At 33.5% G+C, this 26,768-nt stretch carries 22 protein-coding genes; 14 read left to right on the top strand and 8 right to left on the bottom strand.

All coding sequences use genetic code 11. The features are described from left to right. Positions 1 to 25 precede the first annotated feature (25 nt). Together Q0975_RS04675 and Q0975_RS04670 are read left to right on the top strand one after the other, a co-directional pair. Positions 26 to 2,974, top strand: coding sequence for a carboxypeptidase-like regulatory domain-containing protein (locus Q0975_RS04675; RefSeq protein ID WP_299433829.1), 2,949 nt, complete (start codon positions 26 to 28; stop codon positions 2,972 to 2,974). 479 nt (positions 2,975 to 3,453) lie between these two features. Further along, entirely contained in the window at positions 3,454 to 4,749 is a 1,296-nt protein-coding gene (locus Q0975_RS04670) for a T9SS type A sorting domain-containing protein (RefSeq protein ID WP_299433803.1), read from the top strand. 218 nt (positions 4,750 to 4,967) lie between these two features. Here the strand turns inward: Q0975_RS04670 and Q0975_RS04665 are convergent, their stop codons facing one another. Next, positions 4,968 to 8,567 carry a M1 family aminopeptidase gene (locus Q0975_RS04665; RefSeq protein ID WP_299433800.1) on the bottom strand — a complete coding sequence of 1,200 codons (3,600 nt, stop codon included), beginning with the start codon at positions 8,565 to 8,567 and terminating at the stop codon, positions 4,968 to 4,970. Positions 8,568 to 8,569: 2 nt separating this feature from the next. Beyond that, entirely contained in the window at positions 8,570 to 9,451 is an 882-nt protein-coding gene (locus tag Q0975_RS04660) for an ABC transporter ATP-binding protein (protein WP_299433796.1), read from the bottom strand. Between the two features lie 253 nt (positions 9,452 to 9,704). Between Q0975_RS04660 and hemB the strand changes: the two genes are divergently transcribed. From hemB to Q0975_RS04605, 11 genes are all read left to right on the top strand, one after another. Then, positions 9,705 to 10,679, top strand: coding sequence for a porphobilinogen synthase (gene hemB / locus Q0975_RS04655; RefSeq protein WP_299433794.1), 975 nt, complete (start codon positions 9,705 to 9,707; stop codon positions 10,677 to 10,679). A 26-nt stretch (positions 10,680 to 10,705) separates the two neighbouring features. Then, the gene (locus Q0975_RS04650; RefSeq protein ID WP_299433791.1) at positions 10,706 to 11,086 is read left to right on the top strand and encodes a TerB family tellurite resistance protein; all 381 of its coding nucleotides are present in this window, start codon (positions 10,706 to 10,708) and stop codon (positions 11,084 to 11,086) included. Between the two features lie 10 nt (positions 11,087 to 11,096). Next, positions 11,097 to 11,495 carry a c-type cytochrome gene (locus Q0975_RS04645; RefSeq protein ID WP_299433788.1) on the top strand — a complete coding sequence of 133 codons (399 nt, stop codon included), beginning with the start codon at positions 11,097 to 11,099 and terminating at the stop codon, positions 11,493 to 11,495. Beyond that, positions 11,495 to 12,010 carry a DinB family protein gene (locus Q0975_RS04640; protein WP_299433785.1) on the top strand — a complete coding sequence of 172 codons (516 nt, stop codon included), beginning with the start codon at positions 11,495 to 11,497 and terminating at the stop codon, positions 12,008 to 12,010. The genes Q0975_RS04645 and Q0975_RS04640 overlap by 1 nt, the downstream gene beginning before the upstream one ends. Before the next feature lie 108 nt (positions 12,011 to 12,118). After that, on the top strand, positions 12,119 to 13,237 hold the full coding sequence (locus Q0975_RS04635) for a CNNM domain-containing protein (protein ID WP_299433782.1): 1,119 nt from the start codon (positions 12,119 to 12,121) through the stop codon (positions 13,235 to 13,237). Further along, entirely contained in the window at positions 13,237 to 13,713 is a 477-nt protein-coding gene (locus Q0975_RS04630) for a methylated-DNA--[protein]-cysteine S-methyltransferase (RefSeq protein ID WP_299434239.1), read from the top strand. The genes Q0975_RS04635 and Q0975_RS04630 overlap by 1 nt, the downstream gene beginning before the upstream one ends. Before the next feature lie 82 nt (positions 13,714 to 13,795). Further along, positions 13,796 to 15,745, top strand: coding sequence for a histidine kinase (locus Q0975_RS04625; RefSeq protein ID WP_299433779.1), 1,950 nt, complete (start codon positions 13,796 to 13,798; stop codon positions 15,743 to 15,745). Next, complete coding sequence (locus Q0975_RS04620) at positions 15,742 to 16,500, top strand: LytTR family DNA-binding domain-containing protein (RefSeq protein ID WP_299433776.1); 759 nt, start codon at positions 15,742 to 15,744, stop codon at positions 16,498 to 16,500. Before Q0975_RS04625 ends, Q0975_RS04620 begins: the two co-directional genes overlap by 4 nt. A 209-nt stretch (positions 16,501 to 16,709) precedes the next feature. Beyond that, positions 16,710 to 17,645 (top strand): M57 family metalloprotease, encoded by a 936-nt coding sequence (locus Q0975_RS04615; RefSeq protein ID WP_299433773.1) that lies wholly within the window; start codon positions 16,710 to 16,712, stop codon positions 17,643 to 17,645. Positions 17,646 to 17,769: 124 nt separating this feature from the next. Then, a complete protein-coding gene (locus Q0975_RS04610) occupies positions 17,770 to 18,924 on the top strand; it encodes a serine hydrolase (RefSeq protein WP_299433770.1) in 1,155 nt (384 codons plus the stop codon). Continuing rightward, positions 18,914 to 19,627: a 3'-5' exonuclease gene (locus Q0975_RS04605; RefSeq protein ID WP_299433767.1), complete on the top strand. Its 714-nt coding sequence runs from the start codon at positions 18,914 to 18,916 to the stop codon at positions 19,625 to 19,627. Before Q0975_RS04610 ends, Q0975_RS04605 begins: the two co-directional genes overlap by 11 nt. A gap of 63 nt (positions 19,628 to 19,690) precedes the next feature. Here the strand turns inward: Q0975_RS04605 and Q0975_RS04600 are convergent, their stop codons facing one another. From Q0975_RS04600 to Q0975_RS04575, 6 genes are all read right to left on the bottom strand, one after another. Beyond that, complete coding sequence (locus Q0975_RS04600) at positions 19,691 to 20,380, bottom strand: hypothetical protein (protein WP_299433764.1); 690 nt, start codon at positions 20,378 to 20,380, stop codon at positions 19,691 to 19,693. Between the two features lie 23 nt (positions 20,381 to 20,403). Continuing rightward, entirely contained in the window at positions 20,404 to 21,384 is a 981-nt protein-coding gene (locus Q0975_RS04595) for a kelch repeat-containing protein (protein ID WP_299433761.1), read from the bottom strand. 120 nt (positions 21,385 to 21,504) lie between these two features. Beyond that, positions 21,505 to 22,197, bottom strand: coding sequence for a hypothetical protein (locus tag Q0975_RS04590; protein ID WP_299433758.1), 693 nt, complete (start codon positions 22,195 to 22,197; stop codon positions 21,505 to 21,507). Positions 22,198 to 22,372: 175 nt separating this feature from the next. Then, positions 22,373 to 23,101, bottom strand: a complete 729-nt coding sequence (locus Q0975_RS04585) for a metallophosphoesterase (protein WP_299433755.1) — start codon at positions 23,099 to 23,101, stop codon at positions 22,373 to 22,375. Between the two features lie 253 nt (positions 23,102 to 23,354). Further along, positions 23,355 to 24,494 carry an ATP-binding protein gene (locus tag Q0975_RS04580; protein WP_299433752.1) on the bottom strand — a complete coding sequence of 380 codons (1,140 nt, stop codon included), beginning with the start codon at positions 24,492 to 24,494 and terminating at the stop codon, positions 23,355 to 23,357. 85 nt (positions 24,495 to 24,579) lie between these two features. Then, positions 24,580 to 25,332, bottom strand: a complete 753-nt coding sequence (locus Q0975_RS04575; RefSeq protein WP_299433749.1) for an SDR family NAD(P)-dependent oxidoreductase — start codon at positions 25,330 to 25,332, stop codon at positions 24,580 to 24,582. Positions 25,333 to 25,742: 410 nt separating this feature from the next. On the opposite strand from Q0975_RS04575, the gene Q0975_RS04570 reads away from it, so the two are divergent. Continuing rightward, entirely contained in the window at positions 25,743 to 26,744 is a 1,002-nt protein-coding gene (locus Q0975_RS04570; protein ID WP_299433746.1) for a MoxR family ATPase, read from the top strand. Positions 26,745 to 26,768 lie beyond the last annotated feature (24 nt).

Raw genomic sequence — 26,768 nt, 5'->3', positions numbered from 1 at the left:
ACTGTTACTAATATGTACACTATCTATGAGTACACTGGTAACTGCTCAATATGAGATTACTATAGATGCGTATGTGAAGGATCGTGCCACGCAACAACCAATTCCTTTTGTTAATATTGGTTTTCTGGATAAAGGTATTGGTACAGTAAGTGATCAGGATGGACATGTCTTTTTACAATATGACGAGGAAGCAATAGGAAAGAATGACATAGTACAGCTGTCTAGTCTGGGATATGAGACAATACAGTTATCCGTGGATCAGTTGTTCGAGCTCTTAACAAAGAGCAATACAATTTTTATGGAATCCACAATCTATGAATTAGAAGCCGCTACGATAGTAGCAGCCAAAAGAAAGGAAAAAACCGTTGGGAACTCTTATAAATATACTGGAATAATTGGCTACTGGAAGGATAAACAGGCGCTAGGAGGAGAAATTGCCACCAGAATTAAGATCAGAAATAAGAATTCTAAATTACTACAGCTAAAATTTAATATCCACGAGAATAATACTGATAGTCTGCTGGTACGGGTCAATGTTTATGAATCTAATAAGAAAAAACCAGGTAGAAACCTGCTTACTAGTAATGTCTATCATACGATTACCAGAAAAAAAGGAGAAGAGATCATAGATCTTTCGGGATATAACATTGTGGTAAGCGATGATATCATCGTTAGTTTAGAGTTGATAAAGGTATATGGAGAACAGGTAGAATTTTCTATTAGTGCTTCAAAAGAAGGTAGATCTTATCTGCGATATATCAGTCAGGATCAATGGAAAGGATTTAATGATGTAGGTATGGCATTTAGTCTGGATATCTCATATCCGGCAGGAAAAACAGAAGTAAAGAAGAGAGAAAAACCTGCTAATATCCTATTGTATTGGGATACTTCGCTGTCTGCAGGAAAAAACGATCCAACGACTACTTTGGAATTTTTAAAACGATACCTGAAGAAAATCAGAAAGACAACGGTAACGCTCGTTACCTTTTCTGATATCATTCATGAACCACAAAAGTTTACCATAGAAAAAGGCAAGAGTGATCAACTTATGCAATCTCTGTCTAACCTATCATATAATGGAGCGACTAATTTTGCCCCACTTTTTAAACAGAAGGACGCACCTGATCAATATATCGTAGTCAGTGATGGTTATGTTACTTACGGGATACCGACTCCTGTCTATGATATTCCTGTTTTTTATATAAATCACACATCTAATGCTAATGACCGGTTGTTACAAAAATTAGCTGTGGATAGTGAGGGATACTATCTTAATCTGGCAAAAATACCCGTAGAAGAAGCGATTCCTAAGATTCTGAATGAGGTAGAGGATAATAATGTGTATCAGACTGATAAAACACGCGAGTTAGTAAGTGGAACTGTATATTCTAATGGAGAACCCATACAAGGGTGTAAAGTTTCTGTAAAAGGAAGTCTTATTGAAACAGTTACAAGTCCTGAAGGGAGCTTTACTATTAATGCCGGAAATGAAGATGTATTGAAATTTGAGTTTTTTGGGATGATCACCCAGGAAGTAACTTTGGATGCGATTAAAAACCTTACCATAGATTTGGTTTCTAAGTATACTGTTTTAGAAGAAGTATTGCTGGATGCTAAAGAGAATAAAGCTCCGGAAGAAAAAGTGGATATAGGCGGAAGGAAAGTAAATAAAAACGCTGTAGGGTATGCCACCTATACCTTAGAGGAAGAAGATTTTCCTAAGTCTGCTATATACCTTGCTGATTTGATCAGATCCAGATTTCCAGGAGTACAGGTGTCTGGCTTTGGCGATAATGCTACCTATCGAATACGTGGTAATAGTTCTTTTAATAATGACAGGCAACCGCTGTTTGTTGTTGATGGGGCGCAGTATCAGACAACACCAATATTTCTGCAACCCTCTCAGATTAAAAGAATATCTGTGATTAGCAGCGTAACAGGCGCTGTTCGGTATGGAGAAGCAGGAAGAGGTGGGATTTTTGTGATCACTACTAAATCCAGTGAAAGAGGTTATGATAAAGACGGGAAACCAATCAATGATTTATTGGTAAAAGGAAATGATTATACAAAATCTAGTTTCCTGATGGATGTTAATGATAACAGACCAGAATATTTAGAGCCTTTATGGAATAGTACTACGTATGCAGGAGCGAAAGAAGTGTATGATCGCCTAAGAAAAGAGTACCCGCTAAGCATTCCTTTTTATAGTTATAGCGCTTCTTATTTTACGAGGTGGGATACTGTTTTTGCGAATCAAATCTTGTCTAATATTGCAGAAATCGGATTTGATAATCCGCAAGCACTACGAGTACTGGCATTTAAGCTTGAAGCTTTAGGAAGAAACGATACAGCTACATTGCTCTATGAACGTATTTTTGATTTGGCTCCGAATGCTGCACAATCCTATTTGGATCTGGCACGTATATATGTGGAAATTAAAAAATATCAACCGGCATTCGAACTCTACAAGAAAATATTGCAAAATGAACAAACTACCACCGATTTTAAAGAAATAGCAGAACAGGCAGAGTCGGAAATTCAACGATTATTAAACTTACATAGATCCGAAATATCTTATGAGGATGTTCCCGAAAAATTTCTGGAGGTGAAAGGAATACCGGTTCGTATTGTTTTTGAATGGAGTGATCCCCAATCAGAATTTGAGTTACAATTTGTGAATCCAAAGAATAAATTTTATGTCTGGCAGCACGTATTTCAGGTAAATAAAGAAGAAATGTTGTCTCAGGTAGAATCTGGAGTAATGTCTAAAGAATTCATAATCGATAGGGCGATGCCTGGACAATGGATTATAAATGTACAATCCTTTGGAGATAATGTTTCTGCTCTTAATCCTGAATTCATGAAATATACCATCTACACAAACTATGGGTTGGAAAATGAAACCAAAAAAGTACAATGTATCAACCTTTATAACCAAAAAGAAAAAGTAACGCTGGATAAAATAATCCTATAAACCAGAGTTTGACCTAAGAAAATTTATGCTGGTTAGAGTGATTCGCTTAGGTGGGTAGGCTAATTTGCTCCTGTCACCTCGAACATTTCGATTTAGCTTAATACAGGCTTCATCGATAGATTGCTACGAAAAATCACTCATTTTGCCGACTTTTTTTAATCAATTCCTTATATCGAACGTGACTTATAAAATAATGGCTTACAAAAACCACCCAAATAGGGTGGGGAGATAATGCAGTACTTTGCATAGTTTTACTTCTAGAAAAAAGGTCTAATTAGTGTACATCTCTATTTATTAATTAGGTAAATGGATCCATAAGATTTGAACACTAAATAATGAATTGAAAATATATTCATAAAGATCCCCTTATCCTTTATTTTGAATGTAGACCTCTCCATTTGGTGCACCCTAGTACGATTGGTTTATTCAAAATAGATGGAAGTAAACTATTCATTAAATCATTATTAATTCGTAATCACATGAAAAAAATATCCATAAATTTTTTAACGTTACTAGTGTCTGTGTTTCTATTGTCGTTTGGCAATATTACAGCACAAACTCCTAGTTCAATTTCGGGCCCTACCAATGTGGCTTGTAATGCTAATGCTGCCTTTTTCTTTAATCCAGGTACAATTAGAGAAATTACTCCTACGGGTCCAGGGGATCCTAATCCAGGTCCAATAGATACAATTCCTTGCGAACCTATTGCTAATTGGACGGTAAGACTTCCTAATGGAATAATAAGAAGTTTTTCAGGAACCTCTATTTTAGTTAATTTAGGATCTACACCAGGTATTGCTAATATTTCTGCTACTACTGTATGTGGAAACATGGGACAATCATCTTCTACTTCTCGTTCTGTGGTAGTTGGAGGAGTCCGTTTACCAACTCCATCATTAGCAGGTGTCTCTTTTTTATGTAGTAATAGTAGTGGTACATATACAATCTCTGCCGTATCGGGTGCCTCATCTTATAGGGTAGAAGTGCCTACTGGATGGAGAGTCAATAATACAACTAATGCAATAACAACCACATCAAGAACGATAACACTACGAGCACCTTCTACAGGAGCTGGTGCTGGACAAATACGTGTTAGAGCTAATGCTAATTCTACTTGCGATATAAACAGTAATTTTTCAACTAAAACTATTTCTTTTGGTAGAAGAAATATTGAAATTTTTGGGCCTACCAGCACAGCTCCCAATAACTTGATTGTCTATAATTGCAGTACTTTGGGAATTTCTAACTTTAATTGGACAGTGCCTAGTTCCTGGAATCTCCATAGTGGTACAAATCAGGCCGGAATTGTTGTAGAATCACCAAGTTCTAGTGGCACCTATACTATTAGAGTAACCGGAACTAGCTGCGGTGTCACTGTTAGTAGAAGTATTAATGTTACTGTTGCCACAGGAGGATCAGGTGGTGGTCCTATTCCTATTGGAGGCGGAGGTATGTTGGGAATGGCGGAAGAAGAAAGTGATATTGAAGATACCAATGCTGAAGAAAATAGTGTTGAGTTATCGGGATTTAATACTGATAATATTAGTATGTATCCAAATCCGGTAAAGGATGTGTTACATTTCAGAAGCTCTAAAAATCAGGAAATTAGTAGTGTAGAATTATTTGATTTACAAGGAAAAAAAGTAGCCTCACAGGTCATTGATTTGGATGGGAGCGCTATGGATGTAAAGCGTTTAAATATAGGTCTTTATATGGCGCGAATAGTACTAAAAGATGGATCTTCTATTGTGAAAAAAGTGCAGGTCAATAAGTAATAATATTGTACGTCAATAGAAAAATTGACATTACTAAAATAAATCCAAAAGAAAATCACGATAAAACAGCTATTTTTTATCGTGATTTTCAACATTCAACTAACTAAATCTTTATCAAAAACCTATTCTCGATAGCTCTACTGAGCCAGTCGAAGTACATTTTTCCTTCATTTTATTACAGAAAAACACTCGAATTGACGGTTTGAAATAGTAAACCTTTATTCGTCTACGCTGCGTAGATTATCATTAGAGTTTCTGTCTATTAATTTATTATAAGGATCGATACCGGCTTTTTCTGGTTTCTCATCAGTGATGATGGTAAACGTATTTTCGCCAGGTTGTAACCATTTTCTTTCCAGATAATATGGGTTCTTAAGAGGTACTTCTTTCTCGTCTACAATATCTTCTCCAAACAAACCGATTTCTATATAGTTTGTTTTATCATCAGTACGTTCTTCTTTTCCTTTATCATCATAGTAAATCTTTTTAGAATCTACAGTAAAAGTAGTTTCATACTTGCCGTTATCCAGTTTTTTGGTTTTAGCTTTTTTAGTTATGTTTTCATATAACACAATTTCTTTAAAGCCATCATCCACAGAATATTTAAGAGAATCCGGTGCTACCTTATACAAGGCTTCATATAGATTTTCTGAAGTAGGATATACACCTTTTTCAAAATGTTTATATTCGTTTAGAAAGCTTTTTAAAGCTGTATTGATTTTTTCTTCACCGATGATGTCTTGTAATTCATACATGACCATGGATCCTTTTCTATACCAAATATATCCACCAGTCTCAACATTCATTAAAGAGCGTTCTGGTTTAAAACTAAAGGCACGACTACGGAGGTATTCATCCAGAGAATACTTCAGAAAGTTTTTGATTCCATTCTCCCCATATTCATGTTTCATAGTCATCAATGAAGAATACTCAGCTAAGGTTTCAGAAATAATATTGGCTCCTGATGTTTTACTAGGCGTCACAATATGTCCCCACCATTGGTGTGCAACTTCATGAGCGGTTACTCTAAAAGCATAATTAAAATCTTCTGCCTTATCAAAATCTGCAGCAAACCCAAAATTCTCTGAATATGGAATTGTGGTTACAAAAGATTGTGCAAAGGTAGAATGCGCAGGGAATTCTACAATTCTGATTACAGAATTAGGATACTCATAGAAATTCTTAGAACAATAGTCTAATGCTACGATAGTACCGTCTATAAAGTGTTGCAGGTTTCTTTTATGCTTAGGAGAATGATAGATCTCTATGTCTACTTTTTTACCACTAGGTGCAGTCCAACTGGATCTTTCTACATCATATCTAGCGGAAACTACATTAAAGAATAAATCAGTCTGGGATTCTAACTTATAATGATAATAAGCTCTGTCATCTTCTTTCCATTCTTTGACTAATTTACCGGGTGCGATCGCAATTTGATCGGATGAGGTGCTTACTACAGCCTCAAAATTGATATAATTAGCATCCTCATTAAATAGATTCTTCTTTAAAGCAATAGAATCTGTTCTTGGTGGGAATAGATAATCTAATTTTTCTAAGTCATATTTTTTTCTGGTACCATTGTCACTAAGACTTCTATCATAGTGAAAACTAGGAAATATAGAATTATTTAGAAATGTACCATTATTTAATACCTGTGTTTCTATACCATTAGCAAAGCCTTTGGTTTCAGCAGACATAGAAATTGATAATTCTGCTGTATCATCTGGTTGTAATGTAGTAGGTAATTTATAGAAATACATTCTATTAACTGTATCAGAAACTACCGCTTTTATGGGCGCACCATTATAGATGATTTCTCCTAATTGCGTATGTTCTGCAGGATATTGAACATTTAATAATAGTGTATCAATAGGAGTGTCGTAATTATTAATCAACTTAAACTCTCCAGTAGCTTTTAGGGCTCTTTTGTCGGGAAACACATCGATATAGGCTTTTAAATCGGTAACCTGCGGATGTGCCTGATTAATTAATCTTGAATATTTTTTTTCTGCATCTGCCGCTATTTCATTAAAGTAATCTCCATCTTCAATACTATTCAATACTTTTAAGTTATAATAGCTATAGCCTGCTACGGATACAAAAGCAATGATCACCATGGTTAATGCTCCGATCATTTTAAAATTTAATCTTCTTTTGGCTAGAGTTAATCGCTCTTTGGCACTAGAAAAGAATCCGCGATTCCAGAATAGCGTTCCAACTACTAATAATATTGCCATCATTAAGGCCCAATAGAGACTTAAAGCAAAAGTACCATGCATATAATGACCAAAACCATTCAAATCACTCAAGAAAAATGGAGTTGAACCATTGAAAACAAGAAGTGGATTACTACTCTTAAAAGCCAATCCAACCAATAGTGGAAGTCCAATGTATATTAATATGATAATAAAATAACCTAAGAATTTATTATTGACCATCACATGAATAAAGAAGCACAAGAATATGGTAGCAATAAAACTAGGAAGAATTAATGCGAAATTATAAACAGCATACATTCCTAGCTCATACCCAAAATAGCCATTAAATGTTTGAAATAAAGTTCCAACTAGAATATTTACAAATGCTAATACTATGGCAATACCAAGTAGTGAAATAACTTTTGAAAAGTATAAACTGGTATTGTTAATTGGTAAGGCATCATAAAACACAAAAGTCTTGTTTTTACGAGTCCTATGAACTGCTTCTCCAGAATAGATGATTAAAATAATAATGGATAAAAGAGAGATTCCACCAGAAATATAGGTCGTTACAAGTCTTGTAAGTGGTAAATTAGGAGTTCCATATAATTCATTAGCATTAAAAATGGTAATTAAAGATAGAATGATTCCAATTATAATCAAGATGATGAAAACAGGGTCTTTAATAATAGAAATAAACTCAATTTTACTTAAAGAAAGTAAGTTGTTTCTGTCTGTTCTTTTATTAAAAATTTGCGATATAGCACCTGTAAAAGAAGGTACAAGTCCACCATCTTTAGTCTTCTTCTCCTTTTTACTAGAAGTCAAGAATTTCTTATAATCAAACTTAAATAAAGTTAGTAAGAAGAGTATGAATCCTACACCTAACCAAAGCATTCGATTTAATAAGAATTTACCATAAATGGGTAGTTGATTTGTGTTTAGCTCGTTTATCGACCAATATTTCTTAATAAAACTATACGCTCTACCACCAAATGGATCCAGATATATTGTTAGCCACTGATTATCAAGGCTGGCAAGTAAATTTCCTGAAATACTGTATAATAGAAATAAAAACATTCCTCCAAGATATATAATAGGCATTTTCTTAAAAAAGGCCATCAAACAAAAGAAGAGAGACCCTATAAGAAATGCATTGACTTGTAAAGTGAATATGAATGGCAATAGATAGGATGATAGATTAAAAGCATCATAATCTCCATAATCAGGTCTATCCAGATACATTCCTGTAGTAAAACCTATAATGGCTCCTAGGACAATAAAGATGTTCAATAGGGTAACTATTGTGAAACTCCCAAAAAATCTTCCTAACACATATGATTTTTGCGTAATCGGAAATGTAAAATAGGTTTGTGCAGTCTTATGGTCTTTATCTCTGAAGATCGGAACTCCCATTATGGCTGCATAAAAGAAAATGGATATAACGGAGATAGGACCAATAATCCCCGCAATATTATTAGGACTATTTACAAACTGAGCAGTCGATGATTCCTGAAAAACAGCAATCAAAAGAGCCATAGCGAGTCCCAATCCTGCATAAATCCAGGTAGCAGGTCTACGTAGACGATATTGTAATTCGAATAAGAATATTTCTTTCATAATTATGCCTCCTGTTCTTGCTTCTGGTTAATACTATAGAAATAGAATTCTTCTAAACCATTACTCATGTGCTCAAAACCATTTTCTGGAGTACTTTCACTATATATATTGACAAAAAATTGACCACCTCTTAGATAATTAGAAAGCACAGTATATTCACTCTCGTAACGTTCTAACTCTGTTTTTTCTATCTGTTTTTTGAATATTTTACCATCAAGCGTAGTAGATAATTCTTGTGGATTTCCTTGTGCAAGGATTCTACCTTCATTAAAAACGGCCATATGCTCACAGAGGTTTGTTACATCATCTACGATATGAGTGGATAAGATTACCACGGCATTTTCACCTAATTCACTTAATAGGTTATGAAAACGGTTACGTTCTAATGGATCTAAACCAGCTGTTGGTTCATCCACAATAATTAGTTTTGGATTCCCTAATAAAGCTTGAGCAATCCCGAAACGTTGTCGCATCCCGCCAGAAAAATCTCCTAGGTTACGATTTCTAAATTTATACAGGTTTACTTTGTTTAATAAATCTGCCACATATCCTTTGCGCTCACCAGCATTAGTAATGCCTTTTACTTTGGCAATATGATTAAGCATCATCTCTGCAGAAACTTTTGGGTATACTCCAAAATCTTGTGGTAAATACCCTAATACTTTTCTGAGTTCTTCAGGTTGTTTAAAAACATCAATTCCATCAAAATCAATCGATCCTGTATCTGCAAGCTGCAGTGTAGCGATGGTTCTCATTAAAGTAGATTTTCCAGCGCCATTAGGACCAAGTAGACCAAACATTCCTTTTTCTAATGTTAGATTTACATCATTTAAGGCTTGTGTTCCGTTAGGATAGGTTTTATTCAGATTTTTTATTGTAAGCATATTCTATAAGGTTTAGCAAAGTTTATGTATTGAATTGTTAGTATGAAATGTTTTGTATTTGTTACAGAATTTCAACTAATTAACTTAAGTTATTAGTAACCTTTGATTATCTTGTTAAGATTCCTTCTCACCAGAGGGAGAGGAAACTATTGTTTTAATAAGAAAGAATACCTAATAACTTAAGTTAAATATCACTGTCATAAAATAAAAGATATATCCCTATCTTTACAACTATAAACACTTATCATTATTAATGCATCAACTCCGTAGAAATAGAAGGTTACGAACTAATGATTCGATTCGATCTTTAGTTAGAGAACATACCATTACTCCTAATGATTTTTTAGTCCCCCTTTTTGTAGTAGAAGGTAATAATATAAAGGAAGAGATCACCTCAATGCCTGGGTATTATAGATATAGTTTAGACTTACTTAAGAATGAAGTACGTGAATTATGGTCTATGGGATTGAAATCGGTGTTGCTTTTTGTAAAAGTACCGGATACCCTAAAGGATAATAAAGGAACAGAGGCATTGAATCCAGATGGATTGATGCAGCGAGCCATAAAAACAGTAAAAGATGTTGCTCCAGAAATGTTAGTGATGACCGATGTGGCACTAGATCCTTATTCTTCTTATGGACATGATGGAATTGTGGAGGATGGATATATTGTCAATGACCCTACGTGTGAGGTGTTAGCTAAGATGTCTTTATCACATGCGCAAGCAGGAGCAGATTTTGTAGCACCTAGTGATATGATGGATGGAAGAATTTTGGCGATTAGAGAACTCTTGGAAACGGAAAACTATAAGAATACAGGCATTATGAGTTATAGTGCCAAGTATGCCTCAGCTTTTTATGGACCTTTTAGGGATGCGTTGGATTCTGCGCCAGGTTTTGGAGATAAAAAAACATATCAGATGGATTTTGCCAATAGGGATGAAGCGGTAAAAGAAACATTGATGGATATAGAGGAGGGAGCCGATATTGTGATGGTAAAACCAGGATTAGCATATCTGGATATTTTGCGTGATGTGCGCGATGCAGTAGATGTACCAGTAGCTGTGTATCAGGTAAGTGGTGAATATGCCATGCTGAAAGCAGCAGCAGAAAAAGGATGGCTTGATCACGATGCAATAATGATGGAACAGTTAATCGCTTTTAAAAGAGCAGGAGCACATATCATTGCTAGTTATTTTGCTAAAGATGTAGTTAAACTTTTAGGCTAATAATAGTTTATATAAATTCATGTATTATGGTAAGTAGGGATCGATTGTATCAGACTTTTGGAGAATTATTATACGTAATCGCGATGAGCGATGGAGTTATCCAGAAGGAAGAAGTGAAAACGCTGGAAGAAATCCTACAAGCACATCCAAAGGGACAAGAAATTAAATGGTCTTTTGATTATGAAAATGATAATCAGAATGATATTGAGACTTTATATAAAAAAGTTATTGAAGTTTTTTCGGATAACGGTCCAGATGAAGAATATGATTTTATGATTTATGCGCTGACTAAAATAGCAGAAGCTAAAGATGGGATTGGTTCTAAGGAAGAAAAAGTAATCAGTAGTTTCTCTAAAGATCTATTAGAACGATTTAAAAAAGATATTGATAATTTATTTAACTCATAAGATCACACAGATGAAAAACATTTTTATCGTACTCTTAAGTATAGCTTTTGTCGCTACTAGCTGTCAATCAGAAAAGAAACCCGAAAAAGAAAAAATCGTCATCGGAGGCAAGAAAAAATCAACATCTCCAGAATTCGAATTGGGTAAAAAATTATTTAAAGGAAAAGGAAATTGCTACTCTTGTCATAGAGTAGATAAAAAATCTATAGGGCCAAGTGTCATAGAAATTATGAAAATCTACAAAGAAGAAAATGGTGATATCATAGGTTTTCTAAGACAGAAAAAAGATCCAATTGTAGATCCAGATAATTATGCAGTTATGAAAACAAACTTCATTCGTTTAGAAAAATTTACGGATGAAGAATTGAAGGCAATAGAATTATATATGAACGAAGTGGTTGCTAAGTGATGAAACATTTTTTTATACTTATTTTTCTTATTTCGTATGCCGCCATGTCTCAACAAATAACACCTAAATCCGCTTTTCTCGAAAAATGGAATAATTCTAAGGAATACTTATTGGCAATTGCCGAATCCATGCCAGAAGAGAATTATGCTTTTAAGCCTACAGAACGTGAAATGGATTTTAAAAATCAATTGCTTCATATATGTGGAAATATGTTGTGGTTAAGCACCACCTACTTTTCTGATGAAGAGTTCGATCGTAAAAAACTTTCAGAAAATGCTCCTGAGTCTAAAGCAGATCTGATCAAATTACTTAAAAAGTCATTTGACGTTGTTTATGATCGAGTAGATAATACATCCAAAGATTCATTAACAATTGAAGTAGATTTTTTTGCTGGTCCAAAATCGAAGCTTCAGATTCTGAATTTGCTTCAGGATCACGTAACGCACCATCGCGGACAATTGATTGTGTACTTAAATCTAAAAGAGATTAAACCACCAAAGTACGTAGGTTGGTAATTTGAATCTTAAAGCATACTTGATATATTTTTTAAAATAATCAAAAGCCATCTTTTCTTTTTACAAATGCTAACCAAATCCGTACTTTAGCAAAACTAATTTTATACCATGGCATTACTACTTGTATACGGAGTCGTATCTATTTTCTTTTCGTTTTTATGTTCAATTCTGGAGGCAGTTTTATTGAGTATCACTCCTACGTTTCTTAACGTTAAGAAAAAAGAAGGAAAAGCATATGCAACTTCTTTAGAAAAATTAAAGAAAGATGTAGATAGACCACTTATCGCTATTTTAACGCTCAATACCATAGCACATACTGTTGGAGCTATATTGGTAGGTGTGCAAGCAAAAGTAGCCTATGCCGAAATGTATGGATCGGCCACTCGCACAGTTCTTGGAGTTGAAATGACTGAAGACCTAATGGTTGGAGTTGTATCTTCTATTATGACTATTTTTATCTTAGTTTTATCAGAAATTATTCCCAAAACCATAGGAGCTACGTATTGGAAACAATTAGCCAACTTTACCGCTAAAGCGTTAAACGTTTTGATCTGGCCACTAAAATGGACTGGAATATTATGGCTTCTGCAATTAACAACAAAACTTATTGGCGGCAAAGGTCATCACGGATCTGTACTAAGCAGAGAAGATTTTACGGCTATGGCAGATATCGCTGAGGAAGAAGGCGTTTTTGAAGAGTCAGAATCTAAAGTAATCAGAAATCTTCTGAATTTTAAAGCCATTTTTGCAAAAGATATCATGACACCAAGAAGTGTAATGAAGATAGCTCCAGAAGAGCAAAATGTTCAAGAGTTTTTTGAAGCAAATAAAAATCTACGTTTTTCCAGAATTCCGGTTTTTGCGGATACCCCAGATAACATAACAGGCTATGTCTTAAAAGATGAAGTCTATAAAGAAATGGCAGAAGATCATCATGCTAAAAAATTAGGCGATCTTAAACGAAAAATGTTTGTAGTAGATCGTGATGTACCCGTTCCTAATTTGTTTGAAAAATTGGTAGAACATAAGGAGCATGTCGCTTTGGTTGTAGATGAATATGGTTCTATAAGTGGTGTGGTTAGTATGGAAGATGTAATCGAAACACTACTTGGGTTAGAAATTATGGATGAAAGTGATCAAGATTCTAATATGCAGGAGTTAGCCCGAAAAAACTGGGAAAGCAGAGCCCGTCGTATGGGACTTTTGGACGATAAAAAAGAAGAATGATTGAAACCGTTTTTATAGAAACTCCTTTAGGGATTGCTTCTATATCAGGAGATGAAAATGGTGTTACAAAGATTTCTATAACCGAAGATACTAAAGAAAAACCTTCTACAAAGATTCCTGATGTTTTGGAAGAAGCAACCGCTCAATTACAGGATTATTTTGACGGAAAAAGAAACAACTTCGATATTAAACTGAATCCATCAGGAACTGATTTCCAAAAGAAAGTATGGAAAGAGTTATCTAAGATCCCTTTTGGGAAAACTGTAAGTTACCTGGATATTGCGAAACGACTTGGAGATCCTAAATGTATAAGAGCTGCCGCATCTGCTAACGGAAAAAATCCTTTATGGGTTGTAGTACCGTGTCATCGTGTTATTGGTAGCGATGGATCGCTTACAGGATACGCAGGAGGATTATGGCGAAAAAAATGGTTGCTTGATCATGAAAACCCTGTGAAACAACAATCTCTTTTTTAATTTTAGTAAACTTCACGAAATATAATTTAGGGTTCTCTCCGTATTTTCTGTTTATATAGTATAGATATGATTATATTATCTTATGATACAAACATATAGATATCTCTCGGTAATTTGTACGCTTCTTTTTTTTAATATGTATGCGCAAAATCCGATAGCTAAAGAGCTGAATAGATCCTTGATTAAGGAGAATGATTCTATTGGTATTTTGATTAAGAAAGCGGATAGTTTAAGCAATTCCAAAAATCTTACCCAAGCAGAGGATATCTATAGAAAGGCGTTTCGTTTGGCAAGAAGAATTGGAGATAAAGACCTTATTCTTGATACAGGATTTAAGTTAGAACGATTTCAGTCTGCGGTATTGGGAAAAAATAATGAAGCTGAAAAAATCGTTGATTTTATAAATAGTTATTGCACCAAAATAGATGATAGAGACTGTATTATAAAAAGTGTTATTCGCTATGGAGAATTTCAACAGAAAAAAAATCAATTTATAGAAGCGTTAGGATACTTTAATCAGGCCTTGCAATTATTAGAAAACACGGATGATAAAAATCTATATTGGAAAGCGTTAACATCAAGAGGTTCATTGTTTCGGGTTATTGGTGACTATGATCAAAGTAAAAAAGATTATAAAAAAGCAGTTCATTATCTTAGAGAAGAAGATTCTGAGTATACAAAAGGTATCTCGTATGTAAATATTTCAGCATCATTTGGGAATGATCAACCGGACTCCACAATATATTATTCAAAATTAGCTTCACGAAATTGTGTTAATAATAAAACATCTAGAGAATGTAATCTAGCATATAATAACATGGCATGGTCATTTTTTTTAAAAGGAAACCCTGAAAAAGCCTTAGAAATTATCAATGCAAACATAGATCTGGATGCCATTGCAAATAATGATACAGATAGCTTATATCCGGCCTTGATGCATACGTTAGCATCGATTTATCATGAATTAGGAGACTATAAAAAAGCTATTAAATATTTTAAAATAGCAGAAGAATACTATATTAAAAGAAATGATATTGCAGATATCATTCTTACCAAAGAAGATTTGTCTAAATCCTATGAGAAAATTGGGGATTTAGCTACTAGTATTAAGCTCCTAAGAGAAGTAAAACCGCTAACTTCTCAATTGGATAAAATAAAAATCAGTAAAGAAATAGCTAGGATAGAAAGCAAAAAGCTACTAGATATTAAAGAAGAACAAATTTCTGATTTAGAACAAGAAAATCTTAAAATAGGGAAGGCAATAAGTAACAGTAAGCTGTTTATTTATTTTTTAGGAACGTTTTTACTCATTGCTGTATCCGTGTTGCTGTACCGAGGACATAAAAATAAAGTTAGGTTTCATCAGCTTAATGAAGAATTAAGTTTAAATAGATTAAAGTCACTTAGATCTATGATGAATCCTCATTTTTTATTTAATTCATTTAGTACGCTACAGAATTTCATTCTTAAAAAAGATAGCCTTAGAGCCAACGAATATATGACCGAGCTTTCTGGGTTAATACGAAATGTTTTATCGAGTTCTGATAGTATCTATATTAGTTTTAAGGAAGAAATAGAGATTCTAAAATCTTATATTAGTATTGAACAAGAACGGTTTGATCAAAGTTTTGAAATAAAGTATATTCTTGATGAAAAATTAGTTGAAGCCAATCCCACGCTTCCCTCTATGGTAGTACAACCTTATATAGAGAATGCAATAATTCATGGGTTTTCACATGCTGATAAAAAAGGGTTGCTAACAGTTTCTTTTCAAAAAGAATCGAATTCCGTTGTGTGTAAGGTATTGGATAACGGAATTGGTCGGTATGAAGCAGAGCGATTACAAAAAGAAGGAAATGATACTATTCATTTATCTATTGCAACTAGGAATACAGATGAACGATTAAGAATTTTAAGTAAAGTAGGTGATGATAATGCCAGCGTATTCATAAACGATCTGTTTGATGATGTGGGAAATGCTAAAGGGACGGAAGTAATTATAACATTACCGATATTAAAGGAAAATATATGACAGATAAGCTCAAATGTATAATCATCGATGATGAAAAAAAAGATAGAGAGAATATGCGTATGCTTTTGGATTCATATTGTCCACAAGTAGAGATTATAGGAGAAGCTAAAGATCGAAAGAGCATTCTTTCTATATTATCAGAGTTAAATCCTGATTTGATTTTTATAGATATTCAATTGGGAGCGATCTCTGTATTTGATATCTTAAATGAATTGGATAGTATTGAGTTTAAGATTGTATTTGTTACTGCTTTTGATAAATACGCCATACAGGGTTATCAATATGATGCAATAGATTATTTATTGAAACCTGTAGATCCTAAACGTTTGATTAAAGTAATAGATAAAACATTTAGACTAAAAGATGAATTAAAGTCTAAAGAGAATATTGAAAATGATTTTAAGGAATTGTATTCCAAAGTAATGGAAACTCCCAAAATATCCATAACCGACGCCAAAGGAGTACATATTGTAAAAACCATTGATGTCTTATATTGCGTGAGTGATGGAAACTATACCACCTTTGTGATGAAAGATGAAATAGAAATTGTAATCTCTAAAAATTTAAAGCATTTTGAATCAAAATTACAAGGTTATGGCTTTTTAAGAATTCATAAATCCTATCTAGTAAATCTTAGTCATATTGACTTTCTTGTTAAAGAACAAGGAGGTTCTGTTATTATGAAAAATGGAAAATCGCTACCAATCTCCAGAAACGGTAAGAAAGAACTCTACGAAAAAATGAATATTTTATAAAGTACATCTATATAGGTCGCCTAATGTTATTTTCTGTTTAGTGTTAATATTCAGCGCTTTAACTATCTAGTTTGAAGGGTTGAATTTTATTTAATGTGTATAAAAGTACGTTTTATACACCCAAACCTACCATTAAAACAATCAACCAACAAAAAGTTGTATGTCTCTTTTACTTTTGATTCTAATTAACTCAAATAAAGATACATACTATGAAATTGAATTTTTTAAGAATCGGAGCAGTTGCGCTTACCTCACTGCTACTTACAACTACATCTTGTTCTGATGAAGGATTGGAAATTGCTGAAGAGGTAAATGAGAGCCAACTTCCAAAAGACGTTTTGAATAAGGTTTTAGAACTTAAATTAGATCCTAATGGATTCGAAGTAAGAGAAGTTGCAAATCTGGATGGAACAATTAGACAAGTAGTAATTACATCTGGAGATATGGCTATGGATAAAGATAGATTCTTGCAAATCCCTGCTAGTAAAGATGGTGTTTCTAAACAATATCAAACAGAGTTTATCATAGATACAGATATCCACCAAGAAGTTAACATTATTGTCTATACAGGAGATCAAATTTTTAATGGAGATACTCCTATAGTTGAAGGTTTGTCTGAAGCTGCTCAGCAAGGTGTTAAAGATGCTGTAGAAAACTGGAATTCAGTTTGGGGATCTAAACTGAAGCTTACAGCAGATTTTAGTTCATCACCTAATTTTGATTCAAACTTTTATGAAACGTCTATTGCAGTAGATCTTAGCTTAAATGGTTTTGGAGGTTTTGCTGATTTTCCTGATGCTGATGGAAACCCTGGAAACTACTTATTTATAAGTCCTGGAGCAAGCTCGAATGCTGCAAATTTTCCTGATGCTATCGAACATTTGATTACACATGAGTTAGGGCATACTATTGGTTTTCGTCATACAGACTGGAATAGCAGACAAAGTTGTGTAGACCAAGGGTTAGAAGATGCACCATCTGTAGAAACTAATCCTCCTGCAAGAATTTTTGGCACATTACCTAGTATTCCAGGGATTCTCGAACAAGAAGATTCTATTATGAACGCTTGTTTTGGAGAAACTGATGGAGAATTGAATTTCTTTGATGAAAATGGTTTAAGAAATTTATATTCTAGCTTTTACTAAGCTAATTATCCATAATATTTGTTAAGCAAAGAGCACTAATTTAGTGCTCTTTTTTTGTGATCAAAAATGGATTGATAGTATGAGGTTTATTTTTATAACTTAGTGCTTCAAAATTTTTAGATTTATGAAAATCATTAAAAAGCTCCTTAAAGGCCTCGTGGCTATCTTGCTACTTTGCATAGTTTTATTATATATTTTTGATTACGACTATATCCTTAAGGGAGTTCGTGTGGTATATATGACAGGTCATACCACAGCATATATAGATGATTACACCTATTTTGATAATCATACTATAGAAAAAGGAAATACGCCTATTCCCTGGAAATTGCATGCCAATTATAATAAAGCAACGCCTACAGAAAGATTAAATGCTACCAATGAGGCAATGGGAACCGTAGCTTTTATGATTATTAAAAATGATGAAATATGGTATGAGAATTATGCAGAAGGCTATGGGACGGAGTCTAAAACAAATTCATTTTCTATGGCAAAAAGTATCACAACTGCACTGCTAGGAAAAGCAATTATGGATGGACATATCAAAAGCATGGATCAACCAATTGGGGATTTTTTGCCTAAGTTTTCTGAAGGTTTAGCGGCTAAAGTAACGGTAGGAGATCTGTCATCAATGTCATCTGGATTAAATTGGACAGAACATTATACAAGTCCTTTTTCTATAACAGCAAGAGCGTATTATGATCCTGAACTTAGAGAAGTAATGAATGGTTTAGATATTATTGATGAACCCGGAAAAGAGTTTAGATATTTAAGTGGCAATACTCAATTATTAGGAATGGTAATTGAGAAAGCGACCGGTAAAAATTTATCAACATATCTAAGTGAGGGTTTTTGGAAACCAATGGGTATGGAACAAGATGCTTTGTGGCAGGTGGATAGTGAAGATAGTGGAATGGAGAAAGCATATTGTTGCATCGCTAGTAATGCTCGAGATTTTGCTCGTTTCGGAGTGATGTTTAAAAACGACGGAAAGTTTGGAGGAAGACAAATATTACCTAAAGAATTCACAAAACTAATTACAAAAAAACGTTTTGAAAATGATGACATGTATGGCTATGGATTGTGGTTATCTGATCATATGAACAAAGATATATTTGTAATGCGCGGGATTTTAGGACAATATGTAATTAGTATTCCTCAGGATAATGTAATTATTGTACGTCTTGGTCATCACAGAGGTCAGCCACAAGGATCTTTTAGTGAAGACTTCTTTATTTATATAGAAGAGGCTTATAAAATGTTAGGGAATGCTTCATAAGATTAATCTAGAACACATCCTGTTTTTAGATATAGAAACAGTGCCAGAACAGGAAAATTTTGATAAACTATCGGATGAAAAAAAATATCTGTGGGCTGATAAAACCAAATATCAGCGTAAGGATGAGTTTTCTCCAGAAGAGTTTTATGATCGGGCAGGTATCTGGGCAGAATTTGGAAAGATTGTTTGTATCTCGGTAGGATATTTCACTTTTAAAGGCGAAACAAGATCTTTTAGAACTACTTCTTTTTATGGAGAAGAGAAACAATTGCTGATTGATTTCAAAAACTTATTAGAGACACATTATAACCGACCACATCACTTGCTTTGCGCGCATAACGGTAAAGAGTTTGATTTTCCATATATAGCCAGAAGAATGATCATTCATAATATCAGCTTACCTTTTAAGCTAGATCTATTTGGTAAAAAGCCTTGGGAAGTTGCACATTTAGACACCTTGGATTTATGGAAATTCGGAGATTATAAACACTATACGTCTTTAAAACTCCTGACCAATATTTTGGGAATCCCTTCTCCAAAAGACGATATCGATGGTAGTCAGGTAAGACAAGTGTATTATGAAGAAAATGATATAGATCGTATTGTGATTTATTGCGAAAAAGATACTGTGGCCGTTGCCCAGATTCTGTTGCGTCTGCGACAAGAAGAATTGCTGGATGAAGATGAAGTGATTTCTGTATAAAAGAGGGTGCTAACCATAAAGAGAACCACATAGAATGGTTCTCTTATATTATATATTTAAAGGTTATTGTAGTTGAGCTAAAACAGATTTACTCATTAGTTTCCCATTAGGCTTTGTGGTTTCTTGTTGTACCAAACCAACATCTTTAGCGATCCATTGTTTTACAAGAAACGTTTGTTTCATACCCATACTCATACTAGTTTCATTGGTGTAAGTAATGAGATAGCAATTAAACGATCCAGCAGAAGTGGTGATAGTTTCTTTAGATTCCACTTTGCGGTTTTTTAGATCTACTGTCATGTCTATGCTCATAACTCCTGCATCAACAGACATAATTACTTGACCATCGGGTAATTCTTGTCCTACGGAGAGCGAGCTAGGAAAATCAATACCTTTTCCCTGAATACTATATTCCATATTCTTGTATTGATTAAATAATTTAGGAGAAATTATAGATTCTGGATCTAAGGTTGTTATCCCTCCATCACAGGTTACTGTAAATTGTGTTTCCGTAATTGTTTTTTGTTTTTTGGAATCACTTACATACATATTCATGGTAATCTTGGATTTTGATCCCGAAGAATTAACATCCAACACCTCATAGTTTGTTTCGGATGTTAGCTTATTCTTTTGATTATAATGCTGCATAGTTATTTTAGTTCCTGTTTTAGAAGGATAAAATTGGCTACAACTGTTTTGAGCGGTTATATTGCTTACCGTGAAAATTGCGAGAATTAGATATAGCGTTTTCATATATAGATTATGATTTGTTTGATTTAGTCTTCATTAATTGTCCAAATTTCACCAGAAGTACTAGATGCTACATATCCTCCGAAAAGCCATAGTTCATCTCTATAAACAAGGTTTGTATGAGAATGCGAACTTTGAAAAGGAATAATTTCCTCATACTTTGACCAGTTGATCATATCAGATGAATACCAAATATCTTGTGTAATTCTTGATGTTTCTGACTGACCATTAATGATCCAGACTTTGTTGTTGAAAACAGTTGCCGTATATAAATCTCTAGCATTAAAAATAGGAGTCGATGTAGATACTAACGACCAGTTAATACCATTAAGACTTGACCAGATTTCGTTGAATCGACTAGTCTCATTTCTGCCTCCAATGACATATAAGGTGTTATTAAAAGCAACGGTTTCGTGGTTTCCTCTAACAGGAAAAGCATTTGAATTTTCTTCTACCCAGTTGATACCATCTACGGTAGACCATACAAGCATATTGGTTCTTGAAGAAGAAGGGCCGATAACATACATTTTGTTATTGAGTACTGTTGTAGTATGAGCAGACATTTGACCAAATGGCGCATCCATAGTGACATTTGACCATGTCGAACCATCATTGGATCGCCATATATCGGATAATAGATCACCAGCGTTATTTTTTCCACCGATTAACCACATTTCATTATTAAATACAGTTAAAGTATGACTATATCTTGCTTCAAAAATGTCATTTGTTACTGAAATCCAGTTCACTCCATTATTACTTGACCAAACGGCGTTTCCAAAGGTGTCATCGGCAGTGTATGCATTATCTCCACCCACAGACCATACCTTTCCATCAAATACAACCATGGTGTTTTCTGCAAATCCACCCATTTGATCTTCAGAAGTTTTTAAATCAAAGGTTAAAGAAATCTCTGAAACATCATCTGTTATAATAACGTCATCATCGGTATTACAAGCTATATTGATACTAAATAGAAATACTAATAAAATTCTTGAGGTTTTCATTTTGTTAAGTTTTACGATTTGTTATTTGTGTGTGATTTTAGTGTGAGGTAAACATATCGCATAGAAAAATCGCTCCCAAGGAGCGATTTTATGTAGATTCTTATTCTTTAGATATATCTTTTACCACTGTTTTGTAGTAGTACTAAGACCTTGGTATAGCAGTTTTAGGGGTGTTGAGGTTTTTTCGGTGATGGTATCAGTATCACCTAATTCAAAAAAATAGGTATACTCATCAATACTGCTTTTTCTTCCTATAGTTAATCCTGCAGGTTTAAAGAGTGCAATATATCCTGTATCAATTGTAGCTACACTATTCCTTTTAAGCAAGAAATATACATTAGTATTTATAGCAGAATGTTTAGGTAGATTACTTCCAATATCAAAATAACCTTCGGTATTACTTGTGTTGGACAGTTTGACTTTGCAACCAAGTTGATTGGTTGCTGAAACGGCATGGTATTTAAATGCAAAAAGATAGCTGTTTTCAGGCATGATAGCCATATTTGTCTGATTAGCTAGTGTAGATGGAGATGATGTAGTAGTTATAATATCAGAAGTAGTATTATACTCTAAATTAGAACTACCAATAACATTCAGATCCTGCACTCCGGAAGCTAAAGCAAGATATTCTTGTTTAGTTATAAGAATCCATTCTCCATCAATTGCATTTACATAGTTTTCTCTAGAGGTAGATAAAAGGTTACCTACTTTATCATTAGGATCGATAGCTATTATTTCTTCTTTATCACAAGAAGAAAATAGTAGAGAATTTAATATTAAAAATAATACAATTCTAATATCGTTACATTTCATTTCATTTTCTTTTTATGATATAGCATATTAATAATAAGAAGATAAAATCAAAATGAGATAAAAGAATTAGTATCTGAGAGGGTTCCTTTATTATACGAGTTTAAAACTCTCTTAATTGTATTAGTTGTGAGATGGTTTATTTTGTTATTTCTTTTCTTAGTATAACAAATACAAGCTAATTTCTTCCTTTTTCGTTTGGATATAGTTGATAAACAGGATCACTTTGCCAGAATTCCTTGGTATCAATATCCATAACAGTAAGAGGGCCTTTAAAAGCAGCACCAGTATCAATATTCCAAATGCAAGTAGCATTCACAGGTGTGGTTTTGTTAATTCTGGTTACAGGAGTATGTCCAATATAAATTTCATCAAAAAGTAAAAGCCTCTTAGGATAAGTAAGATCTGTCTTTTTAAGTTTTGGATCTATTGCCAGAGCAGTTTCCCATAATGTTCGATCCCAATAGAATAATTTACTAAAGTATTCTCGATGAGGTCCGTGAAGGTTTGTAAAACCTGCATGAAGAAATAGACGATTACGGTCATCTATGTGATAATTGGTTAGATACTCATAAAAATGAAGATGAACATCAATTTCTTCTTTTGATAAGGTACTGTAAGAATCAATCGTAGCTTGACCACCGTGTATCATCCATTCTGGGTTATATTTTTTTTCGGTTAGCCAAGTATAGCAGAGCTCATCATGATTTCCTCTTATAAAGATGCAATTATATGTTTTTTGTAATTCTATAAGAAAAGAAACAAGTTGGGCGCTATCACTCCACCCATCGACATAATCGCCTAAAAAAATTAAGGTATCATCGGCTGTGATTTTTGCTTTTTCAATTAATTGTTGCAAAGCTTTTAGGGCTCCGTGCATATCTCCAATAACAAGAGTTCTGTTCATCTGTACTCGTTTTAATAGGTTCTGAAGATACTATTTTACAAAGTTTTAAATGCGATTAAGGTATTGCTAAGCTATGATTTTTACGAAAATTAATTCATTGTATTGTTTATCAGTGATTTAAGCTCGTTCTGGTTGTAGCTGATATAAATATTTCAAATTTTTGACCTGCTACAGCAATCATCTTGGTTTTCTAATAAATAAAGGGAAAGTAAAATGCTTTCCCTTTATTTATTTTGTGAAGTATTATCCTGGTTTAACTATACCTTACTTTTCTTAAGATTCGCATACTTTCTTTATATAGAGAATATACTTCATCATCAACATAGTTTTTTAGGTAAGGTTTTGCTTCTTCTAATTTATCTTTTGCTTCACTAAAGTCATTAAAATAACACAATAGATAAGTTACGGGAAGGTTGAAAATATCTTTTTGTTCGTTTTTTGTTAATGGCATTTTCTTTTTTAACTTCTCTATCAATGCGTTGTTACTATTGTATAAATGATGTAAAGTTTTTCTGTCAAATTGTGGTGGTTCAAACAAAATTTTACTTTCTATATCGTAACTTACATTATTCTTAAACTTAATTGTAACTTCTTCTAAAGGATAGTAGTCATAGGTGTCTTGTAAGCCGAGCTGAACATATTCTACTATTTTAAACTCATCATTAGTTATTGAAATACTTACTTCATCAAATTGTGAGTAAAATAACTTTACCTGTTCATTAATCAACGCAATATCGACTCTGGAGTAATATATTTCGTCATTAACTCTTTTTTCTTTTGCAGACCAACAGATCACAAAGTATTCTTTAAAAACTTTATAATTTGGATTGTAGTCTTTTCTTAAATTCATAAAGTCGAAAACGCCATCAAGGGTAAGTTCAATATTGTTTTGAGCATGACTTTCTATAGATTCTACAATTTCAGAATTAACGTCTTTAATGACGATATCAAATACCTTAGGCATACTTATACTGCCATCCCTGAAGAAGACAGTACCTCCATAATATTTCCAGATATTTTTACGCAGTGAACATAATCGCCCTTCTTGCGAACGTATGGAAACCAATCCCACGACTTTATCACTTGGTAAATGCGGAAACGGGATATTTTCATAAGCTACAATGGGTGGATTGGAAAGATACGCATTAACAAGGTTTTGAATTTTACTATCATCAAAGAAATCGACACCTATAATCTCATTATCTTCATCTTCAACTCCAATAACGATATATGAATTGTTTTTTGGGTTAGAATTAGAAAGTGCACAGATGTGTTTTAGAAATTTAGCTTTGCCTTCTTTTTCACCAATATTGAGTTTTCGTTTTTTATCATAAAAACTATTCTCATCATTATGAGCTAAAAGATTTTTAATAAGTAAACGCTTGTTGATCATTCCTGTTACAAATAGAAATAGTTGCTTTTCCCAAGTTAAACTTAGCTATTTTTATTGGTCTGACAATGTGTTAAGAATAAAGAAATTATAAACTTTTGTTTACAATTGTACTGTTGGCCTGAGCAGTAGGGAAAACTACAAGATCCGCAATATTTACGTGATAAGGCCTCGTAACTACAAAACCAATGATGTCTGCAATATCTTCTGGTCGTAGCGGGTCAAAACCATTATAAACAGTATTGACTTTTTTATCATCACCTTTGAATCTAACATTACTGAACTCTGTCTCTACTAATCCAGGATGGATTGCTCCAACTTTGATTCCAAATGGATTAAGGTCTATTTGCATTCCTTTATTAATAGCATCCACGGCATGTTTACTGGCACAATACACATTTCCATTGGCATACACTTCTTTGCCAGCTATAGAGCCTATATTTATAATATGACCAGACTTTTGCGAAATCATTTTGGGGATTACCGCTTTAGAAACATATAATAACCCTTTTACATTAATATCTATCATAGCATCCCAGTCATCAAGATTACCTGTTTGAACAGGGTCAAATCCATGAGCATTCCCAGCATTATTAACTAAAATATCAATAGATGCAAATTCTTCTGGAAGCGTATCAATATTCTTAAAAACACTTTCCTTATCGCGCACATCAAAACAAAGTGTATGAACTTTTACTGTGTTACTTAATTCATTTTGTAATGTGTCTAAACGTTCTTGTCTTCGTCCGCAAAGTATAAGATTTATACCGTGTTTCGCAAATTCATATGCAGTTGATTGTCCAATACCGCTAGTTGCACCTGTAATTAATGCTGTTTTCATTGTCTTGAGGTTATATATTTTTTCTTTTAAATATTTTCACTAAAATAAATGCAAAGCCAATAATTAAATATATAAACATAGGTTGGTATTCTTCATTTCTAAATGCTTCAAAAGCAGCAATAAAGAAGAACCCTGCTATTATATATGAGAAGAGAGATAACTTTTTCATTTAGATTTTTGCAACACTTCAGAGAAGCTTTCGTCTTTTTGTAAAATCATCGCGAAAGCCGATGAAGATTATTGCGTCCGTTTTTTTAGTATAAAGATCTAAATATACTGTAAAATTTGGGCGTAAGCTTATTTTAAAGAGATACATTTAACCTATAATTAACAAGAAAAAGAAAAATAATTTAACAATTTGCAATGCTGAAATATGAATGTTAAATTCACGGCTTTAAAAAAAAGAATAGATGGAAGAAAATAGTTCTATTGATATTGCTTCAATCAATGAGAAAATACAGAGAGAATCTGCATTTGTAGATTTACTTGCTTTAGAAATTAATAAGGTAATCGTAGGCCAGAAACATATGGTAGAACGTTTACTAATTGGATTGCTTGGACAAGGGCATATTTTGCTAGAAGGTGTTCCTGGGTTAGCAAAAACTTTGGCGATTAACACACTGTCTAAAGCTGTTCACGGAAGTTTTAGTCGTATCCAGTTTACACCGGATTTATTGCCTGCGGATGTGACAGGAACGTTGATTTATAATATGAAAGAGAATGATTTCTCAATCAAGAAAGGACCAATTTTTGCAAATTTCGTATTAGCTGATGAGATCAACCGTGCTCCAGCAAAGGTACAGAGTGCTTTATTAGAAGCCATGCAAGAGAAGCAGGTAACTATTGGAGATGAAACCTTTACATTAGATAAACCATTCTTAGTAATGGCAACTATGAATCCAGTAGAGCAAGAAGGAACCTATCCATTACCAGAAGCACAGGTGGATCGTTTTATGCTAAAAACGGTTATTGATTATCCTAAGTTAGAAGATGAGCAATTAATTGTTCGTGCAAACCTGAAAGGCTCTTTTGAGAAAGTAAATCCAGTGGTCTCTGTCGAACAAATTCTTAAAGCTCAAGAAGCAGTGCGAGATGTGTATATGGATGAGAAGATCGAAAAATATATTCTAGATATTGTTTTTGCTACTAGATATCCGGAGAAATATGGTTTGGAAGAATTAAAGCCTTTAATCAGTTTTGGAGCTTCTCCAAGAGGTAGTATTAACTTGGCTACAGCGGCTAAGTGCTATGCTTTTATTAAGAGAAGAGGATATGTAATTCCTGAAGATGTACGTGCAGTTGTACATGATGTATTACGTCATCGTATTGGTATTACATATGAAGCCGAAGCAGAAAACGTGACTTCAGAAGAAATCATTAATAAAATTGTGAATGAAATTGAAGTACCATAGAGATTTTGGATTTTCGAATTACGA

This window comes from uncultured Aquimarina sp., assembly GCF_947500065.1.
Classification (GTDB): Bacteria; Bacteroidota; Bacteroidia; order Flavobacteriales; family Flavobacteriaceae; genus Aquimarina.
Note: the sequence above shows the minus strand (reverse complement) of the source record. Positions and strands in the feature narration are given on the sequence as shown.

What these genes read in the sequence shown, in the direction of transcription:
- Q0975_RS04590 (WP_299433758.1), bottom strand. Translation starts at nt 22,197, where the DNA reads ATGAAATGTAACGATATTAGAATTGTATTATTTTTAATATTAAATTCT.
- Q0975_RS04570 (WP_299433746.1), top strand. Translation starts at nt 25,743, where the DNA reads ATGGAAGAAAATAGTTCTATTGATATTGCTTCAATCAATGAGAAAATA.
- Q0975_RS04575 (WP_299433749.1), bottom strand. Translation starts at nt 25,332, where the DNA reads ATGAAAACAGCATTAATTACAGGTGCAACTAGCGGTATTGGACAATCA.
- Q0975_RS04645 (WP_299433788.1), top strand. Translation starts at nt 11,097, where the DNA reads ATGAAAAACATTTTTATCGTACTCTTAAGTATAGCTTTTGTCGCTACT.
- Q0975_RS04665 (WP_299433800.1), bottom strand. Translation starts at nt 8,567, where the DNA reads ATGAAAGAAATATTCTTATTCGAATTACAATATCGTCTACGTAGACCT.
- Q0975_RS04660 (WP_299433796.1), bottom strand. Translation starts at nt 9,451, where the DNA reads ATGCTTACAATAAAAAATCTGAATAAAACCTATCCTAACGGAACACAA.
- Q0975_RS04620 (WP_299433776.1), top strand. Translation starts at nt 15,742, where the DNA reads ATGACAGATAAGCTCAAATGTATAATCATCGATGATGAAAAAAAAGAT.
- Q0975_RS04650 (WP_299433791.1), top strand. Translation starts at nt 10,706, where the DNA reads ATGGTAAGTAGGGATCGATTGTATCAGACTTTTGGAGAATTATTATAC.
- Q0975_RS04615 (WP_299433773.1), top strand. Translation starts at nt 16,710, where the DNA reads ATGAAATTGAATTTTTTAAGAATCGGAGCAGTTGCGCTTACCTCACTG.
- Q0975_RS04670 (WP_299433803.1), top strand. Translation starts at nt 3,454, where the DNA reads ATGAAAAAAATATCCATAAATTTTTTAACGTTACTAGTGTCTGTGTTT.
- hemB (WP_299433794.1), top strand. Translation starts at nt 9,705, where the DNA reads ATGCATCAACTCCGTAGAAATAGAAGGTTACGAACTAATGATTCGATT.
- Q0975_RS04675 (WP_299433829.1), top strand. Translation starts at nt 26, where the DNA reads ATGAGTACACTGGTAACTGCTCAATATGAGATTACTATAGATGCGTAT.
- Q0975_RS04580 (WP_299433752.1), bottom strand. Translation starts at nt 24,494, where the DNA reads ATGATCAACAAGCGTTTACTTATTAAAAATCTTTTAGCTCATAATGAT.
- Q0975_RS04605 (WP_299433767.1), top strand. Translation starts at nt 18,914, where the DNA reads ATGCTTCATAAGATTAATCTAGAACACATCCTGTTTTTAGATATAGAA.
- Q0975_RS04625 (WP_299433779.1), top strand. Translation starts at nt 13,796, where the DNA reads ATGATACAAACATATAGATATCTCTCGGTAATTTGTACGCTTCTTTTT.
- Q0975_RS04640 (WP_299433785.1), top strand. Translation starts at nt 11,495, where the DNA reads ATGAAACATTTTTTTATACTTATTTTTCTTATTTCGTATGCCGCCATG.
- Q0975_RS04600 (WP_299433764.1), bottom strand. Translation starts at nt 20,380, where the DNA reads ATGAAAACGCTATATCTAATTCTCGCAATTTTCACGGTAAGCAATATA.
- Q0975_RS04585 (WP_299433755.1), bottom strand. Translation starts at nt 23,101, where the DNA reads ATGAACAGAACTCTTGTTATTGGAGATATGCACGGAGCCCTAAAAGCT.
- Q0975_RS04610 (WP_299433770.1), top strand. Translation starts at nt 17,770, where the DNA reads ATGAAAATCATTAAAAAGCTCCTTAAAGGCCTCGTGGCTATCTTGCTA.
- Q0975_RS04635 (WP_299433782.1), top strand. Translation starts at nt 12,119, where the DNA reads ATGGCATTACTACTTGTATACGGAGTCGTATCTATTTTCTTTTCGTTT.
- Q0975_RS04595 (WP_299433761.1), bottom strand. Translation starts at nt 21,384, where the DNA reads ATGAAAACCTCAAGAATTTTATTAGTATTTCTATTTAGTATCAATATA.